The sequence below is a fragment of the Nocardia bhagyanarayanae genome (genome assembly GCF_006716565.1).
Taxonomy (GTDB): domain Bacteria; phylum Actinomycetota; class Actinomycetes; order Mycobacteriales; family Mycobacteriaceae; genus Nocardia; species Nocardia bhagyanarayanae.
The window spans coordinates 1,027,052-1,044,034 of sequence record NZ_VFPG01000002.1 but is presented as its reverse complement, the minus strand read 5'-3'; the positions used below and the strand labels follow the sequence as shown (position 1 = coordinate 1,044,034).

General features: G+C 68.8%; 17 protein-coding genes. 12 read left to right on the top strand and 5 right to left on the bottom strand.

All coding sequences use genetic code 11. The annotated features are described in order from the left end of the window. The first annotated feature begins 112 nt into the window (after nucleotides 1–112). Genes FB390_RS31525 through idi form a run of 4 tightly spaced genes read left to right on the top strand, consistent with a single transcriptional unit; the run spans nucleotide 113 to nucleotide 4,678 of the window. Nucleotides 113–1,519 carry a family 2B encapsulin nanocompartment shell protein gene (locus FB390_RS31525; RefSeq protein WP_141812814.1) on the top strand — a complete coding sequence of 469 codons (1,407 nt, stop codon included), beginning with the start codon at nucleotides 113–115 and terminating at the stop codon, nucleotides 1,517–1,519. Between the two features lie 15 nt (nucleotides 1,520–1,534). After that, entirely contained in the window at nucleotides 1,535–3,199 is a 1,665-nt protein-coding gene (locus FB390_RS31520; protein ID WP_246124501.1) for a family 2 encapsulin nanocompartment cargo protein terpene cyclase, read from the top strand. Between the two features lie 31 nt (nucleotides 3,200–3,230). After that, nucleotides 3,231–4,103, top strand: a complete 873-nt coding sequence (locus FB390_RS31515) for a geranyl diphosphate 2-C-methyltransferase (RefSeq protein ID WP_141812813.1) — start codon at nucleotides 3,231–3,233, stop codon at nucleotides 4,101–4,103. Next, nucleotides 4,100–4,678 carry an isopentenyl-diphosphate Delta-isomerase gene (gene idi / locus FB390_RS31510; protein ID WP_221639440.1) on the top strand — a complete coding sequence of 193 codons (579 nt, stop codon included), beginning with the start codon at nucleotides 4,100–4,102 and terminating at the stop codon, nucleotides 4,676–4,678. Before FB390_RS31515 ends, idi begins: the two co-directional genes overlap by 4 nt. 32 nt (nucleotides 4,679–4,710) lie before the next feature. Here the strand turns inward: idi and FB390_RS31505 are convergent, their stop codons facing one another. After that, nucleotides 4,711–5,166, bottom strand: coding sequence for a MarR family winged helix-turn-helix transcriptional regulator (locus tag FB390_RS31505; RefSeq protein WP_141812812.1), 456 nt, complete (start codon nucleotides 5,164–5,166; stop codon nucleotides 4,711–4,713). A gap of 82 nt (nucleotides 5,167–5,248) precedes the next feature. On the opposite strand from FB390_RS31505, the gene FB390_RS31500 reads away from it, so the two are divergent. From FB390_RS31500 to ilvA, 4 genes are all read left to right on the top strand, one after another. Next, nucleotides 5,249–6,175: a quinone oxidoreductase family protein gene (locus FB390_RS31500; protein ID WP_141812811.1), complete on the top strand. Its 927-nt coding sequence runs from the start codon at nucleotides 5,249–5,251 to the stop codon at nucleotides 6,173–6,175. 453 nt (nucleotides 6,176–6,628) lie between these two features. Continuing rightward, entirely contained in the window at nucleotides 6,629–6,979 is a 351-nt protein-coding gene (locus tag FB390_RS31495; RefSeq protein ID WP_141812810.1) for a hypothetical protein, read from the top strand. 97 nt (nucleotides 6,980–7,076) lie between these two features. After that, on the top strand, nucleotides 7,077–8,255 hold the full coding sequence (locus FB390_RS31490; protein WP_141812809.1) for a serine hydrolase domain-containing protein: 1,179 nt from the start codon (nucleotides 7,077–7,079) through the stop codon (nucleotides 8,253–8,255). A gap of 49 nt (nucleotides 8,256–8,304) precedes the next feature. Next, the gene (ilvA, locus tag FB390_RS31485; protein WP_141812808.1) at nucleotides 8,305–9,525 is read left to right on the top strand and encodes a threonine ammonia-lyase; all 1,221 of its coding nucleotides are present in this window, start codon (nucleotides 8,305–8,307) and stop codon (nucleotides 9,523–9,525) included. 216 nt (nucleotides 9,526–9,741) lie between these two features. On the opposite strand, the gene FB390_RS31480 is transcribed toward ilvA, so the two are convergent. Beyond that, nucleotides 9,742–10,065: a DMT family transporter gene (locus FB390_RS31480; RefSeq protein WP_141812807.1), complete on the bottom strand. Its 324-nt coding sequence runs from the start codon at nucleotides 10,063–10,065 to the stop codon at nucleotides 9,742–9,744. A gap of 63 nt (nucleotides 10,066–10,128) precedes the next feature. Here FB390_RS31480 and FB390_RS31475 point away from each other — a divergent pair, with 63 nt between their 5' ends. From FB390_RS31475 to FB390_RS31460, 3 genes are all read left to right on the top strand, one after another. Then, complete coding sequence (locus tag FB390_RS31475; RefSeq protein WP_141812806.1) at nucleotides 10,129–10,800, top strand: hypothetical protein; 672 nt, start codon at nucleotides 10,129–10,131, stop codon at nucleotides 10,798–10,800. 258 nt (nucleotides 10,801–11,058) lie between these two features. Next, nucleotides 11,059–11,820 carry a 2-phosphosulfolactate phosphatase gene (locus FB390_RS31465; protein ID WP_141812804.1) on the top strand — a complete coding sequence of 254 codons (762 nt, stop codon included), beginning with the start codon at nucleotides 11,059–11,061 and terminating at the stop codon, nucleotides 11,818–11,820. A 290-nt stretch (nucleotides 11,821–12,110) separates the two neighbouring features. Next, on the top strand, nucleotides 12,111–12,665 hold the full coding sequence (locus FB390_RS31460; RefSeq protein ID WP_141812803.1) for a Uma2 family endonuclease: 555 nt from the start codon (nucleotides 12,111–12,113) through the stop codon (nucleotides 12,663–12,665). 66 nt (nucleotides 12,666–12,731) lie between these two features. Here FB390_RS31460 and argH read toward each other — a convergent pair whose 3' ends face one another. Continuing rightward, nucleotides 12,732–14,153 carry an argininosuccinate lyase gene (argH, locus tag FB390_RS31455; protein WP_141812802.1) on the bottom strand — a complete coding sequence of 474 codons (1,422 nt, stop codon included), beginning with the start codon at nucleotides 14,151–14,153 and terminating at the stop codon, nucleotides 12,732–12,734. A gap of 178 nt (nucleotides 14,154–14,331) precedes the next feature. After that, nucleotides 14,332–15,534, bottom strand: coding sequence for an argininosuccinate synthase (locus tag FB390_RS31450; protein WP_141812801.1), 1,203 nt, complete (start codon nucleotides 15,532–15,534; stop codon nucleotides 14,332–14,334). A 246-nt stretch (nucleotides 15,535–15,780) separates the two neighbouring features. On the opposite strand from FB390_RS31450, the gene FB390_RS33820 reads away from it, so the two are divergent. Beyond that, nucleotides 15,781–15,933: a hypothetical protein gene (locus FB390_RS33820; protein WP_185757356.1), complete on the top strand. Its 153-nt coding sequence runs from the start codon at nucleotides 15,781–15,783 to the stop codon at nucleotides 15,931–15,933. Between the two features lie 5 nt (nucleotides 15,934–15,938). Here FB390_RS33820 and FB390_RS31445 read toward each other — a convergent pair whose 3' ends face one another. Next, nucleotides 15,939–16,967 carry an acyl-CoA dehydrogenase family protein gene (locus FB390_RS31445; protein ID WP_141812800.1) on the bottom strand — a complete coding sequence of 343 codons (1,029 nt, stop codon included), beginning with the start codon at nucleotides 16,965–16,967 and terminating at the stop codon, nucleotides 15,939–15,941. Nucleotides 16,968–16,983 lie beyond the last annotated feature (16 nt).

The window sequence follows — 16,983 nt, the reverse complement described above, 5'->3', positions numbered from 1 at the left end:
TCTTTTCCAACACGTATGTCTCTCCTTTCGCAGGCCTTTCCGGTCTGCTGATCTGCCGTGCCCAAGAAACACCATCGACCGTCCCGGTGACCCCTCGAGGTGAGGACCACGCATGACCATCGAAATGCCAGTCCAATCGGAAAACAACGTTCGCAAAAGCCTGAGCACGGGCGCCGCGCATCAGCTGGCGCACACCACCAAATCCGAACCGCAGATGCAGGGGATCAGCTCGCGCTGGCTCACCCGCACGCTGCCCTGGGTGCAGGTCAACGGCGGTATCTACCGTGTCAACCGGCGCCTGACCCACACCGTCGGCAACGGTGAGGTCGAATTCGCCGTCGACGGCGGGCAGGCCCGCGTGATACCCCTCGAATTGCAAGAACTTCCGCCGTTGCGCGGATTCGACGACGAGGAAACGCTTGCCGCGCTCGCGCAGCGTTTCGAACAGCGCGATCTCGAACCCGGAAGTGTCGTCGCGGAATTCGGCAATCCGATGAATCAGGTCATCCTGATCGTGCACGGCAAGCTTGCCAAGATCGGCACAGGAGAATTCGGCGAGCAGACCAAGGTCGGCATGCTCGGGACCGGTGATTACTTCGGCGTCGAAACCTTGCTCGATTCCTCCGCCATTTGGCCGGTAACCGTCAAGACGGTCACCAAGACGACGATGCTCGTGCTGCGGCGGCAAGTGCTCGACGAAATGGTCGACACCGCACCGGCATTGCGCGAGCAACTCGAACGCGCCGCCGCCGCGCCCGCGCATCGGCAGAATTCCAAGGGCGAGGCCGATATCGAGATCTCCTCGGGCCACGACGGCGAGCCGCTGCTGGAAGGCACCTTCGTCGACTACGACGCCGCGCCAAGGGAATACGAGCTCAGCCTCGCGCAGAGCGTGTTGCGGGTGCATTCCCGCGTCGCCGATCTGTTCAACGATCCGATGAACCAGGTCGAACAGCAGTTGCGCCTGACCATCGAGGCGCTCTACGAACGCCGGGAACACGATCTGGTGAACAATCCCGATTTCGGTCTGCTGCACAACTGTGACCTCAAGCAGCGCATCTACACCGAGTCCGGCCCGCCGAGCCCGGACGACATGGACGAGCTGCTGAGTATGCGCCGCAGCACGAAAATGTTTCTGGCGCACCCGAAAGCGATCGCCGCGTTCGGCCGCGAATGCACCAAGCGCGGAATCTATCCCGACCCGGTGGACGTCGACGGACACCGGGTGCCCGCGTGGCGTGGCGTGCCGATCTACCCGTGCGGCAAGATCCCGGTCAGCGAGAACGGGACCACCTCGATCCTCGCCATGCGCCTCGGCGAAAAGGATCAGGGCGTGATCGGTTTGCACCAGACCGGAATTCCGGACGAGTTCGAGCCGAGTCTGAACGTGCGTTTCAAGGGCATCGACGACCGATCGATCATCTCCTACCTGGTCAGCTGCTACTACTCGGCCGCCGTGCTGGTACCGGACGCCCTCGGGGTGCTCGACAATGTCCTGGTCGCCCGGCAGGCGGACTAGCCGGGGTGATGACCGATGTCGGTGCTCTCCCGCGCCGCCGCGCCCGCCGCCACGCACGATCTGGCCGCCGACGTCGTGGCGCTGCTCACCAACACGGACAGCGCGGCGCCCGCCGAGCTGTTCACCGAAGCGGTAGCCGAATCAGCTGCGCCACCTGATGTTCCGAGCCGGCCCTCGCCAGCAGCCGGCACCACGCCGGTCCGGCTGCTCGGCCCGAGGGGGTTGGGCGCGGCGGCGCTGCGGCTGCCGACGCCCGCCGATGGCGCCACCGGGCCTACCACCCCGTACCTCGCGCCGGACGGTGTGGCGATCGGCCCGTCCGTACCCGACGCCGCTTCGATCGCGGACGGCGTCGACGAGCGCCCGTCCGGTCCGCCGGACGGGAACGTCGCGAACTCCGTCGGCCCGGCGCAGGGGGCCGGTCCGGCGGAGTCGCGATGCCCACCGATTCCGTCCGGCCCTGCTGTGCCGGTCACCGGAAGGAGCAACGGGCGCGTCGTCGCACCGGGAAGCGACGGGCACCCTCCAGCCGCACCGGCGTCCACGCGGCACCGGCTGCGCGGGCGAATCCCCCTGGGGCCCAGCGGTTTAGGCACCGCTTCGACGGCGGTTCGTCCCGCGACACCGGCGCCGCCCCGGGCACAGATCGGACCGTCCGGACTCGGCGCCGCCTCGACGCAGGTCGGCGGCGGGTCGCGCATTCCTCCGCTGTACTGCCCGCCTCCCCTGCGCGACGATCCCGCGCTGGCGGAGGCGGTCAACGAGGGGCTGCTGGACTGGGCCGAGGACATCGGCCTCTACGAAGGAAAGCTGGACGACCTGCGCAAGGCCGACTTCGGACGGCTCATCATGCTCGCCCACCCCGACTGTTCCAACGCCGATCAGTTGCTGGCCGCGGCCAAATGCGCGGTTTCGGAGTGGTCCGTGGACGACTACTACTGCGAGGAGGATGCCGACGACCGAGCTCCCGACGGCACTCCGTCCAGCCCCGAGGCCGAGCTCGGCCCGCGGCTCGAACTGTGCATGGCAGTCATGGATCCCGCGCATCTGCCCGCCCGCTACGCACCACAGCTGGAACGGGCACTGCAGGCCGATCCGATCATGCGGGCCTTCCGCACCTCGTTCGAGCACCTGGCCCGCTATGCCACACCCGCGCAGTTGGCCAGACTGCGCACCGAGATCGCGGGTTGGTTCATCGCGCTCGGCGCCGAAGCGGGCTGGCGGGCCGCGGGCCGGATGCCGCCGGTCTGGGAATATCTCGCCAATCGTCAACCGCACAGCTTCCTGCCGTGCATGGCGCCGATCGACGTACTCGGCGGCTATGAGCTCTCGGCGGCGGAATACACCCACCCGGCGATGCGGCGGGTCACGACCACCGCGGCGCTCGCCGCCCAGATGGTCAACGATCTGTATTCGATGGCACGCGAAGACCTTTCCAACGGAAGGGAATTCAACCTCCCCACGGTGCTCGCCGCCGAAGAGCGGTGCTCCCGTCGGGAGGCGGTGCTGCACACCGCGGCGGTCCACGACGAACTCGTGCACCGCTTCGAACGCGAGGCCGCGCCGCTGGCCGCCGGCGGATCGCCGGAACTGCGACGCTTCCTCGTCGGACTGTGGGCATGGATGGGCGGCAATCGCGCCTGGCATGCCGACAGTCGTCGCTACAAAGATGTCGGATAGCCGGTACCGCAACGAGAGAGGATGATCACGCATGACCATGCTCAACCCCCACGCCGAGGCCGTGCTGCGCACCAACTACCAGAAATCCGTTGCGGCGTACTGGAACAACAACCCCAACGACGATCGCGTCAACACCAAGCTCGGCGAGGTCGACGGGCTCTACCACCACCACTACGGCATCGGCGACCCCGATCTCTCGGTGCTGGAAGGTCCCGAGGACACCCGCCAGGAACGGATTGTCGAGGAACTCCACCGGCTCGAGACCGCGCAGGCCGACCTGCTGCTCGACCACCTCGGCGACGTCCGCCCCGGCGACCGGCTGATGGACGGCGGATCGGGCCGCGGCGGCACCAGTTTCATGGCCAACCAGCGCTTCGGCTGCCAGGTGGACGGTGTCACCATTTCCGAGTACCAGGTCGGCTTCGCCAACGACCAGGCCGCGCACCGCGGAGTCGCCGACAAGGTGAAGTTCCACTTCCGCAACATGCTCGACACCGGCTTCGACAGCGGCGCGATGCGCGGGATCTGGACCAACGAGACCACCATGTACGTCGACCTGTTCGACCTGTTCCGCGAGTTCTCCCGGCTGCTGGAACCCGGCGGGCGCTACGTCTGCATCACCGGCTGCTCCAACGACGTCACCGGCGGACGCTCGTCCTCGGTCAGCTGGATCGACGCCCACTACGGCTGCATGATCCATCCGCGCAGCGAGTACTTCCGCGCGCTCGCGGAGAACGGCCTGGTGCCCATCGACGTGGTCGACCTCACGGCGGCCACCATCCCGTACTGGGATCTGCGCACGAAATCCGAGCTCGCGACGGGTGTGGAGAAGCCGTTCCTCACCGCGTACCGCGAGGGCAGCTTCCAGTACCTGCTCATCGCCGCCGATAAGGTGGGGAGGTGACCGAGACCCTCGCCCAGCCGTTGACCGACCGCGAGGCCCTGCCCGTCGAGCTCGTGGACGAGGCGGGCCGCGCGGTCGGCGCGTGCCCGGTCTCGGAGGCGCACCAGGCGCCTGGGCGACTCCATCGCGCGTTCTCCGTGCTGCTCTTCGACTCGGCGGGCCGGGTACTGCTGCAACAACGCGCCGCCGTGAAGACCCGCTTCCCGCTGCTGTGGGCCAACACCTGCTGCGGGCATCCCGCGCCCGGCGAGCCGGTGGCGGCCGCGGCGGCGGTGCGGCTCGCCGAGGAACTCGGGCTCGCCACCACGCTCACCGAGGTCGGCGTCTTCCGTTATCACGCGCGGGACAGCGCCACCGGCCGCGTCGAGCACGAGTGGGACCACGTCATCATCGGCCTGCTCGACGCGGGCATGCCGCGGCCCGATCCCGCCGAGGTCGCGGCGTACACGTGGATCCAGCCGGAGGAACTGCGCGCGGCGCTCGCGGAGGATCCGACGAGTTACACGCCGTGGTTGGCGGATGTGTTGGAGATCGCCGACGCGGCGCATCACGCGGGGCGTGCGGCCTCTCGCTGATCGAGGAGCCGCAGCCGCGACGTCCGGCGAAATTATGGCCCAGCCCGCAAGTTCTCGGGCTGGGCCTTTCCATTCGTCAGCCGTCCCGAAAGGGAGTCGAGCAGTTGTGTGAGCGCCTCGCGGTCGTCCGCGGCTAGACGGTCGGTATAGGGCGCGAGGGCCACGTGGATCGCCTCCTGCACCCGTTGCGCGAGTTCGCTGCCCATCGGCGTGATGAACACGTCGACCACCCGGCGATCCGCAGGCGACTTGCCACGCGCCACGAGACCTCGGCGCTCGGCCCGTTCGACGAGGCCGGACATCGTGGACTTGTCCAACCCCAGGAACTCCGCCAGATCGGTCATGCGCGGTCGGCGGTCGCGCAGCAGGCCGAGCAGCCGCAGTTGGGTGAGGGACAGATCGTGCTCCGAACCGATGCGGGTGAGCACGGCCATCACCCGGAACGACATCCGGACCAGAGCGTCCTCGAGCGCGTCGTCGGATTCCATACCGAGATCCTACTTGACATGGTTTGTATTACCAACCAAACTGAATTTGGTTTGTAATACCAATCAAATACGAGGAGTTGCCATGCACGCCGCTGTTGTCACCAGCTTCGACGCTCCGCCGCGGTACAGCGAGCACCCCGCCCCGGTCGCCCGGGGGGAGAACGACCTGGTCGTGGACGTTCTCGCGGCAGGTTTGCATCAGCTGGTCAGGGCTCGGGCGAACGGCACGCACTACAGCAGCACCGGCACGTTGCCGTTCGTTCCCGGCGTCGACGCCGTCGTGCGCGACCAGCACGGAAATCTCAGATACACGGTGGTGGACGACGGCGGCATGGGCACGCTTGCCGAGCGGACGGTGATCGACCTCCGCCGCAGCGTGCTACTGCCGGACGACGCCGACCCGGTGCGCATCGCCGCCGCGATGAACCCAGCGATGTCGTCCTGGGTCGCGCTGCGCCGCCGCATCGAGTTCCGGAAGGGCCGAAGCGTCCTCGTCCTCGGTGCCACCGGCAGCGCCGGAAGCATGGCCGTGCAGATCGCCAAACGGTTCGGTGCCGCATACGTGATCGCCGCCGGACGCAACGCTTCCCGGCTCGAGGCACTGCACGAGCTCGGCGCGGACGAAACAGTGACCTTCGAGCGGGTCGACCGCGCCGCCGATGTCGACGTCGTCATCGACTACGTGTGGGGAGAACCGTCCGCCCGAGCGATGACCGCGATGATCACCGCACGCCGCGACCGCAGCGCTCCACTGGACTGGATCCAGATCGGATCCGTCGCCGGTCAGACGATGCCCGTCGATTCCGCGCTGCTGCGTGGGTGCCGGCTGCAGATCTGCGGCAGCGGAATCGGCTCGGTACCGGCCCGCGACTTCCTCGCGGAACTGCCGGAACTCACCGTCGCGGTGAACACCGACGCGCTCGCCGTGCGGGCGCTTCCCGTGCCCCTCGCTCAGGTCGGCGAGACGTGGAACGCCCAGACCGACGACCGCATCGTCTACGTCCCGTAGCGCACCAGGACACGCGAACCCGACCGGAGGCCACCGCCGGTCGGCCCACCACCCACGGTCGGCACTCCGACCAGCTAGGTCGGGTGCACGAAGGTCACCTTCAGTCGGTCTGGCGGGATGAAGGTGGCCTTCGGTCGGTTTTCGTGCCGACCACCGCGATGCGGCGCTGATGTCCGTTCCCGCGAGGGGGTTCGCCTTCCTTGCTGATTTCGAGGTGCTGCCGATGTCGTGGGCCATATCTTGGATCAACATGTTTGATGCGCATATCTACGTATGGGCATCTTCTTCTCCACTGCGCGCGGATGCCGGGTCCGGGATCGGACCTATCTCGGGCGATGCCGAGACTCCGCTCAGAAGCTTGGGGAAATCACAGGATCGGCACAGGGTCAGTCCAGGGGCGGCCCCGATGCTGGAGGTGTACGGAAATCCGGGGGCGATTGCGAGGTACGCGGCATGGTGGAGATCGAGGTCACGGGAACGACGGTGACGGTCAAGGTGCTCGGCGGACATCGACTGCTCGCACTGCGCGACCAACTCAGTTTCGACCTGCGCGATATCACCGAGGTCGCGCCCGCGGAGGTCGACCTACGGCCGCCGTGGGTGCGTGCGCCCGGCACCTTCTTCCCCGGCGTGATCGCCGCGGGCACCTTCCGCGGCAAGGGCCGCAAGGAATTCTGGGACACCCGTTTCGACGGCTCGGGCGTGCGCATCGAGCTCAGGGGCTCGGAATTCACCCGGCTCGTCATCGATGTCGCCGAGCCCTCCGACATCCTGGGCGCACTGCGCACCGCTGTCGCGGCTTGACGTTCCCCCTCCCCCGCCCGGTACCCGAGACAGGGAACCGGGCGGGGAGAAATCTGTCCACCCTTAGTCTGGGTAAGGAACAGAAAAGGAAACCTCGATGCCGACACCTCCGACAACGCAGTTCGTGGACCGGCGCTTCGTCGGCCTCGTCGCCGACTTCGACCGGCTCTTCCGCCGTCCGAGCGACGGCGGCGGCGCGCTGACGGTCTATCTGCACGGCGAGCCCGTGGTCGACGTCTGGGCCGGCTTCGCGCGACCGGGCGTTCCGTGGCAGCACGACACGCTGGCCGTGGCGTATTCCACCGGCAAGGGCGTCGCCGCCACGCTGCTGCACCGCCTCGCGGAACGCGGACTGCTCGACTACGACCGTCCCGTCGCCGAGTACTGGCCGGAGTTCGCCGCGGCGGGCAAAGAGCACATCACCGTGCGCGCCCTGCTCAGTCACCGCGCCGGACTGCACCGGCTGCGCAATCTGCTGCCCGGTCCGCCGGAAAGCTTCTTCGACGACGCCGCGGTCACCGCCGCGCTCGCCGCCGCCACGCCCGACCCGCGGCACCGCACGACCAGCGGCTACCACGGCATCAGCTTCGGGCACCTCGTCGCGGAGCTGGTGCAGCGGGTCGCGGGTGCGGAATTCACCGACGTGCTGCGGACCGAGATCGCCGAGCCGCTCGGCGCCGAGGAACTCTGGTTCCGGGTGCCCGAGACCGAGCGAAACCGCATCGCGGTCAACTTCCCGAAGCTGACCGTCGCCGGGATGAGCTGGGAGAGCGGCGCGCGGATCATGGGTCGCAGCCGCCGCCTCGCAGCCGCCGCGGAGACGACGCCCAGCGGTTTCGCCGAGCTGATGTCGGACCCGCGGCTGCACGATTCGGTCATGCCCGGCGTGAACGGCGTCTTCTCCGCGCGGGCGCTGGCCAGGCTGTACGGGGCGCTGGCGATCGGCGGCAGCCTCGACGGCTACCGGCTGCTCGGCGCGGAGACCATCGACCACATGCGCGAGCGCCAAGTCTTCACGCCCGATTACGTTCTCGCGTTCCGCATTCCGTGGGGGCTCGGCTTCCACGGCGTTCCGATGATGCCCTCCAAGGCCGCGCCGATCTCGGCGTTCGGGCACTTCGGGCTCGGCGGTTCCGGCGCGTTCGCTGACCCGGCCACCGGGATGTCGCTCGGCTTCGTCACCAACCGGCTCGGCGGCAAGCTCACCCCGCTCGGTGACGCCCGCTTGGCCCGGCTCGGGGCCGTTGCCCACAACATCGCCAAGAAGGCGGACTGAACGCCCGGAATCGTGGGATGTCTCCGGTTCGCGATGGCAGCATGAGGCCATGGAGCTGATCGGGCTGGAACGGATCGAGTCGGCCGCGGCGCTGTTGGCGCCGGTGATCCGCCGGACGCCGGTGGTCGCCTCGCGGGTGCTGTCCGAACGTTGCGGCGCGGACGTCTGGCTGAAATGCGAGAACCTGCAGCGGACCGGCTCGTTCAAACCGCGCGGCGCCTACAACCGGATCGCGAATCTGCCGCCCGAGGATCGGGCGCGCGGGGTGGTCGCGGCCAGCGCGGGCAATCACGCGCAGGGCGTCGCATGGGCGGCCACCTCGCTGGGTATCGAGGCCACCGTCTTCATGCCGGTCGGGGCGTCGTTGCCGAAACTGGCCGCCACCAAGGCTTATGGCGCGCGGGTGCGGCAGATCGGCGACACCATCGACGAAGCGCTCGACGCGGCACTGGATTTCGCCGCGCGCACCGGGGCCACGCTGATCCACCCGTTCGATCACCCGGACATCGTGGCCGGGCAGGCGACCGTGGGGCTCGAAATTTGGGAGCAGCTGCCGGATGTGGGCACGGTGCTGGTGCCGACCGGCGGCGGTGGATTGCTGGCCGGAATCGCGATCGCCCTGCACCGGCTCGCGCCCGACGTGCGGGTGATCGGGGTGCAGGCGGCCGAGGCCGCGGCATGGCCGGAATCGCTCGCGGTCGGCAAACCCGTACGGGCGGAACGGATGTCGACCATGGCCGACGGCATCGCGGTGGGGCTGCCGGGCGAGGTGCCGTTCGCGCACGTCGCCGAGCACGGGCCGCGCATCGTCACGGTGGACGAGGAGGCGCTGTCCACGGCGCTGTTGCTGTGCTTGGAACGTGCGAAGCTGATCGTGGAGCCCGCGGGCGCGGCGGCCGTCGCGGCGCTGATGAGCTGCGCCGCAGAAGAACTCGAGCTGCGCGGGCCGGTCTGCGCGGTGCTCTCCGGTGGCAATATCGATCCCCTGCTGCTGACCCGGATCGTCAATCACGGCCTCAGCGCCGCGGGGCGTTATCTCGCTGTGCGCGTGACGATTTCGGATCGTCCCGGCGGGTTGTCCGCGTTGCTCACCGTGGTCGGCGGGACAGGGGCGAGCGTGGTGGACGTGGTGCACTCGCGGACCGGGACCTGGCTTGCCGTCGACGAAGTCGAAGTCGCGCTCACTCTGGAGACTCGCGGACCCGACCACCGGGACGACGTACTCACCGCGCTCACCGAGGCGGGTTACACAGTGCGCGTGCAGGATTGAACCAGTGGTTGTCCCGCGCGGGTGTGGGCAGCCATCGGGGAGAGTCCCACGCTGCGCAGAGGTTGTACCCGCTGCGGAGCGTGCCGAACCTCTGTGAGCGCGACCGGGATAGGAAGGTGACTTGTCGCCCGCGTTCGCTGATCGAGCGGGTGGAGTGGCTGGGCCAACTGTTGATCGCCGAATCCGCCGTCAGCGAGCGGAGTCCGTGCGGATGGGTCAGTGCGAACCGCCGAGTTCGAGGGCGAGGACGCCGAGGATGACCATGGCGATGCCGCCGACTTGGACCACGCTGAGCCGTTCGTTCAGGAAGAGGACACCGATGATGGCGATGGCGGCGACACCGACCGCGGACCAGATGCCGTAGGCGACACCGATGGGCATGCCGCGCTTCAGCGCCTGGGAGAGGAAGAAGAACGCCGCGCCGTAACCGATGACGACCACGATGGAGGGGACGAGCTTGGTGAACCCCTCGGAGAACTTCAGCGAAACGGTCGCGGTCACCTCGGAGGCGATCGCCAGCGCGAGCAGCAGCAAGGTCATGGCGGCAGCCTAGTGAGTCGGCGGACAATGGGGAGATCCGTCGACCGAGGGATGTGATGACCTGTGGTGGAAGCGTTCCGGATCGGTCTGATCGTGTTCGTGGCCGTGCTGTTGACGGCGGGTTTCGGGGTGTTGCTTCCGTTGCGTGTCCGCAGGAGGAGGGCCGCTGGTCAGACGTTCAGCGAGTGGGCTGCGCGCCACGGTTGGCAGTTCGACATGGCGCCGCTCGCGCCGTGGACCGCGCGGCTGCCCGGACGCAACCCCGCCGGGCTCGGTGCGACGCTGACCGGCGAGCTCGGTGGACACCAGGTCACCGTGGCGGATTACTGCTACCCGACCAGCACTTGGAACGGCGAGATCGTCCACACCACTACCCACCGGTGCGTTGTGGTGGTTGTGCTGTTGGAGCGGCCCTACCCGCCGGTGGCCGTGGTCGACGTCGCGGCGCTCTCCCAGCCCGGCAGCGGTATGTTCAGCGACTCCCCCGTCACCACCGGCCACCGCGATTTCGACCGCCGTTTCCGCGTCACCGCCGTGGACACGAACTACGCCCGCCTGCTCGTCGGCCCCCAACTGATCGCCGCCCATCTGGAGGGCGTTGTCCCCCGCTGGAGCCTCGCGGGCCACGAACTCCTCACGTACCAAACCGGCCGCCTCGGCGACCCCGACGCCATCCCCGACCTGGTCGCCCCCGTCCTCCACCTGGCCTCGTTGATCGAGCGCCGCGCGCACTGAGCCCGTAGGCCGCCGGGCACTGGGTGACGCTTGCCCATGGCAGCAGCACGCCCGCGTGCCGGGTAAGCAGGCAATCCACAGGGCCCGCACCGCGGCGATCGAACCGCGCGAAGCGCACCCACCGGCTTTCGCCCACCTCGGGCTCGGTCACCAGGTCATCCCCAGGGCCGCACCGAGCCTGGCCAGCCGCGAGAAGTGCCCGCTACCGGCTCTCGGCGATACGGGATTCAGTGGGGCGTCTGTTAGAAAAGTCCGGTGGTGGGAGAAGCCTGGTTCGAGCAGCGGTCCTTCGGCGTTCGCTTCGAGTGGGGTGTAGCGGGGGCGCTCGCGCTGGCGCCGGGCAGCGCGTGCGTGGTGGTCGTCGACGTGCTGTCCTTCACGACGTCTGTCAGCGTCGCGGTCGACTCCGGTACTCGCGTGTATCCGTTTCCCTGGCGCGACGACCGCGCGGCCGACTTCGCCGCGGACGAGGACGCGGTACTCGCGGTCGGCCGTCGCGCCGTCACGGAGCAGCGGCCCTGGTCGCTGTCGCCCGCGGCGTTGCGCCGCGCCCCGGCGGTACCGCGGCTCGTTCTTCCGTCCCCCAACGGTTCGGCCATTTCCGCTGCCGTCATGGGGATTCCGGTGCTCGCCGCGTCGCTGCGCAACGCGGCCGCGGTCGCCCGATGGATCCGCCGACAGGGATGGGGCACGGCGGATCGGCCGGTTGCCGTGATCGCTGCGGGCGAGCAGTGGCCCGGTCGCGAGGCTTTGCGTCCGAGCGTCGAAGATCTGCTGGGCGCCGGAGCGGTCATCTCCGCGTTGGCCGGTGCGGGTGCGGGACCGTTGTCGCCCGAATCTGTAATCGCCAGAACGGCTTTCGAATCGACCGGCGACATCGCGGCCACCTTGGCGGACTGCTCGTCCGGCCGCGAACTCCGCGATGGGGGCTTCGCCGAAGACGTCGCCATCGCAGGCGAGGTGGACGTCAGTAAGGCCGTCCCGCTCCGCGCCGATGGCGCCTTCGCTCCAGCCGACTGAACCGCTGGGACACGAACCGCCGAGCGGCAGACGGTGTGCCGCCCCGGATATACACGAGCGTCGTCGCCGGACCGCCCACGACGCCAAGGGACCTGACCACCCTGGGGCACTGTGCTGACGCGACCTCTTCGTGGGAACACGCCGAGCGGCGCGCAAGCGGCGGGAACCAACCGACGCCTCTCGCCGTCCGACTCAGGACGAGACCATCGCTATCGAGAGGAGCCCCCATGCCGATCATCGCCGGGCACGAGTCGCGCTCCGACCGCCCTCCACCCCATTACCCTGGGCGCATGGGTATCCAGGACGCCGACGTGAGCCTCGCGGAGTTCGAGGTGCTGGAGCGCGCATCGTCGGAGGAGGTATCGGTCGAACTGATCAACGGAAGGATCTACGTAGCACCCGTTCCCGACGGCGAGCACGACGAGTTCGCCGCGACGATTCGCAACCAGATCGTCGGTTCTACCGGACTCGAGTTCTTTCACGAGCGTGGCCTGCGTATTCCCGCATACCGCGAGGGCCGCGCGCGAGTCGACGGAGCGGTCGCACCACGGGGCTATTTCCGTACCGAGCCGTCCTGGGCGAATCCGTCCGGCGTCCTGCTGATCGTCGAGATCACGTCCGGCCGCGACCGCGACGCCGAGGTCGATCGCGTCGAGAAGCGCGACGCCTACGCACAGGCGGCAATTCCGATGTATCTCCTCGTCGACCGCCACCATGGCGAGATGACCGTCTTCTGGGCACCCGCTCGAGGCCAGTACACCCAGCAGGCCGCCGCCAAATTCGGTGCGCCACTGCACCTTCCGGCGCCGTTCGATTTCGAGCTCGATACGGCCGAATTCGTTTGAGCTGCGGCGGCGGAACGCTCGAGGCGCCCGCCGCCTTGTTCGGTGCCCGGAATCGGGGCCGGGCGGTCAGTGCAACCAGGTGCGGGCGGCGGCGGCTGAGGCGCGGACCTCGTCGAGTTGGCGGGCGACCTGGGTGCCCGCGGTGCCGCCGCGGGCGTTGCGGGAGGCGATGGAGCCCTGGACGGTGAGGACCTCGCGTACCTGGGGGGTGAGGGCGGGGTCGATGGCGGCGAATTCCTCGTCGGTGAGTTCGTCGAGGCCGACGCCGCGGTTCTCGGCGGCGCGGACACACGCGCCCGCGGCTTCGTGCGCGACACGGAACGGGACACCTTGGCGCACAAGCCATTCGGCGATGTCGGTGGCGAGAGTGAACCCGGCGGGGGCGAGTTCGGCCATCCGGTCGGTGTGGAAGGTGAGGGTGGAGACCAAGCCTGCGATGGCGGGCAGCAGCAGCTCGAGCTGGGCGACCGAATCGAACAGCGGTTCCTTGTCCTCTTGCAGGTCACGGTTGTATGCCAGCGGCTGCGCCTTGAGGGTGGCGAGCAGACCGGTGAGATTGCCGATCAGCCGACCCGCTTTACCCCTGGTGAGCTCGGAGACGTCCGGGTTCTTCTTCTGCGGCATGATCGAGGAACCGGTGGACCAGGCGTCGGCGAGGGTGATGTAGCCGAATTCCGGTGTGCTCCAAATGATCACCTCCTCGGCCATCCGGCTCAGGTCGACGCCGATCATGGCGAGCACGAACGCCGCCTCGGCGGCGAAATCGCGCGCGGAGGTGGCGTCGATCGAATTGGCCGCTGCCGCGGTGAAATCCAGCTCGGCGGCGATCGCCTCGGGATCCAAGCCGAGCGAGGAACCGGCCAGTGCGCCGGAACCGTACGGCGACACCGCGGCCCTGCGGTCGAAATCGCGGAGCCGGTCGATGTCGCGCAGCAGCGGGTGCGCGTGCGCGAGCAGGTGGTGGGCGAGCAGCACGGGCTGGGCGGCCTGCAAGTGGGTCTTGCCCGGCATCACGGCGTCGGGGTGGGCGGCGGCCTGGGCGACCAGCGCGTCGACCACGTCCAGCATGCCCGCCGCGATCCGGCGCACGCCGTCGCGCAGCCACATCCGGAACAGGGTCGCCACTTGGTCGTTGCGCGAGCGGCCCGCGCGCAGCCGTCCGCCGAGTTCGGCGCCGACGCGCTCGATGAGCCCGCGCTCCAGCGCACCGTGCACGTCCTCGTCCGATTCCGCGGGGCCGAAGGCGCCGGATGCGACGTCGGCGGCCAGCTGGTCCAGCCCGGTCAGCATCCCGGCGAGATCGGCCTCCGACAGCAGCCCCGCCTTGTGCAGCACGCGGGCGTGCGCCTTGGACGCGCGGATGTCGTAGGGAGCCAGCGCCCAGTCGAAGTGGGTCGACTTGCTCAGCGCCGCCATCGCCTCAGCGGGTCCGGACGCGAAACGTCCGCCCCAGAGGGCACCGGTGTTCGTGCTCCCGGCCTGTGTCATCGTGCTGTCTCCTCGGGTCGAACGTGCGTGGGTGTGCTCGAGCCGCGCAGCATGCGGAACGCGCGCGGCGGGATCCGGTCCGCCGATGACCACCGTAGCCAGGCCCAGCGGGGCGATCGGCACGGGCACACGCCGAATCCCGGGTCGGCGCACCGACCCGGGACCGGGCGTCGGATTCCTACTTCTGGTTCAGGTCGCGACGCGCGGCGACCTTCGAGGACAGGCCGTGGATCTGCACGAAGCCCTTGGCCAGCGACTGGTCGAAGGTGTCGCCCTCGTCGTAGGTGGCCAGGTTGAAGTCGTAGAGCGACTGCTCGGAGCGGCGGCCGTTGACCACCGCGTTGCCGCCGTGCAGGACCATCCGGATCTCGCCGGAGACGTGCTGCTGGGTGTCCTGGACGAAGGCGTCCAGCGCGCGCTTGAGCGGGGAGAACCACAGGCCGTCGTAGGCCAGCTCGCCCCAGCGCTGCTCGACCTGGCGCTTGTAGCGGCCCAGCTCGCGCTCGATGGTCACGTTCTCCAGAGCCTGGTGCGCGGTGATCAGCGCGAGGGCGCCGGGGGCCTCGTAGATCTCGCGGCTCTTGATGCCGACGAGACGGTCCTCGACCATGTCCAGGCGGCCGACACCCTGACGGCCCGCGCGGTGGTTCAGCTCGACGATCGCCTGGAGCACGCTGACCGGGCGGCCGTCGATCGCGACCGGCACACCCTTGTCGAAGGTGACGATCAGTTCGTCCGGCGCCTCGAAGTTGACGGTCGGGTCGGCGGTGTAGTCGTAGACGTCCTTGGTCGGCGCGTTCCACAGGTCCTCGAGGAAGCCGGTCTCGACGGCGCGGCCCCACACGTTCTGGTCGATGGAGAACGGCGACTTCTTGGTGACGTTGATCGGGAGGCTGTTCTCCTCGGCGAAGGCGATGGCCTTCTCGCGGGTCCACGCGTAGTCGCGGACCGGGGCGATCACGTTCAGGTCGGGCGCGAGGGCGCCGATGCCGACCTCGAAGCGCACCTGGTCGTTGCCCTTGCCGGTGCAGCCGTGCGCGACGGTGGTGGCGCCGTGGAACTTGGCGGCCTCCACCAGGTGCTTGACGATGAGCGGGCGGCTGATCGCGGAGACGAGCGGGTACTGGCCCATGTACAGGGCGTTGGCCTGGATGGTGGGCAGGCAGTACTCGTCGGCGAACTCGTCGCGGGCGTCGACCACGATCGCCTCGACGGCGCCGCAGTCCAGCGCGCGCTGGCGCACCACGTTCATGTCCTCGCCGCCCTGGCCCAGATCGATGGCGACGGCCACGACCTCGGCGCCGGTCTCCTTGCCGATCCAGCTGATCGCGACGGAGGTGTCAAGCCCACCGGAGTAGGCGAGTACGACGCGCTCGGACATGTCTGTGTGCTCCTCGGTTTCGTGCGGGTGTGTCTCGGGGCGCCGCGTTCGGCGGCCCCGGCCGGTCGCGCCGGCGCGCAGGTCAGGCGGCCCGCGCCCTTCTACAAATGATTATGCATGACGATGCAATCCCATTCAGAACCGGGGTGCCCGCGCCTTCGTCGCGCGCATTCCCCGCCGTCGCGGGCGCATTCCGTGTCACTCTGGAGGACGGTACCCAGCCGACCGGGCCGAAGGACAGACGACATGCTCCAGCTCATCGCGCAGGAATTCTCCACCCTCGGCAACGACGTGCTCGACATCGGTCGCGCCGTCGTCGACCTCGTCCAGGACATCATCGACATCACCACGCCGAACCAGAGTCCCGGCGGTGGCGGCGGGCAGTATCCCTTCGCCTGACGCGCTCAGCCGAGCTCGACCGGACGCAGGCGGTCGAGCAGGGCGTCCTTGATCGGTTCGCGGGTGGTGCAGACGAGGGCGAAGCTCGCCTGGCGCATCCGGCGCTCGGCCGTCGTATGACTCAATGTCGCTCGGCTGCCGGTCGCGACGATGCCCGCGGCCGCCGCACGCACCGCGGCTTCGGCGATGTCGGCGCGCAGCGCGTAGGTCGCCTCGGCATCGCCCATCGCCGCGGCGAATCGGGTCCGCAGCGCCGCGTACTGCGCGTCGTACGCGTCGATGCCCTGGCCCTTCAGCTCGCGCACGCAGCGCGATAGCACGCCGAGGGAGAGCGCGCCGTTGATCCAGTCGGTGAGGCTGCCGCGGCCGGATTGGAACTCGTCGAGGGGCTTCACTGCGATGACGTGCTCGTCGGACACGAACGTTCGGTCGAGGGTGAGCCGGACCGTGGCGCTGGCGTCGGCGGCGATCAGCGGGATCCGCTCGACCGTCACACCGCTCGCGTCCTGTGTCGGGACCAACAGTGTGGCAACGGATTCCGCCGCGCCGTCGGTGACACGCACCGACATCACCACGGCGTCGACATACTCCCACCCGGTGACGAAGGGCGCGGTGCCGCTGATCGCCATGCCGTCGTCGACGGCTTCGACGAACAAGGTCGGCGCCGAACGAGCGCCCGCGTAAGACACGCCGCACCGGTACGTCCCGGCCGTCATCCGGGCCAGATAGCGCTCACGCAGCGCGGCGTTGTCGGCGAATGCGACCGCCCGTAGCGCTCCGAGGTGCTGTGCCCAGACGAAACCCGTTGCCAAACAGCCACCGATGAGCGTGGAGGCGGTGTCGATCATCGTGTCGGGCGTCATTCCCTCCGAAAGCGGGAATCCGTAGAACCCGCGCTCGGCCAACGCGTCGAAATGCCCAGGGGGGACAACTCCACTGCGATCCACTTCCGCCGCCTCCCGATCGAGCACTTCCTCGACCAACAACTCTGCTTCGCGCACCCAGTCCTTGGCCATCCCGAGCCCTCCTGTCACGCCATCTAGCAAGGCG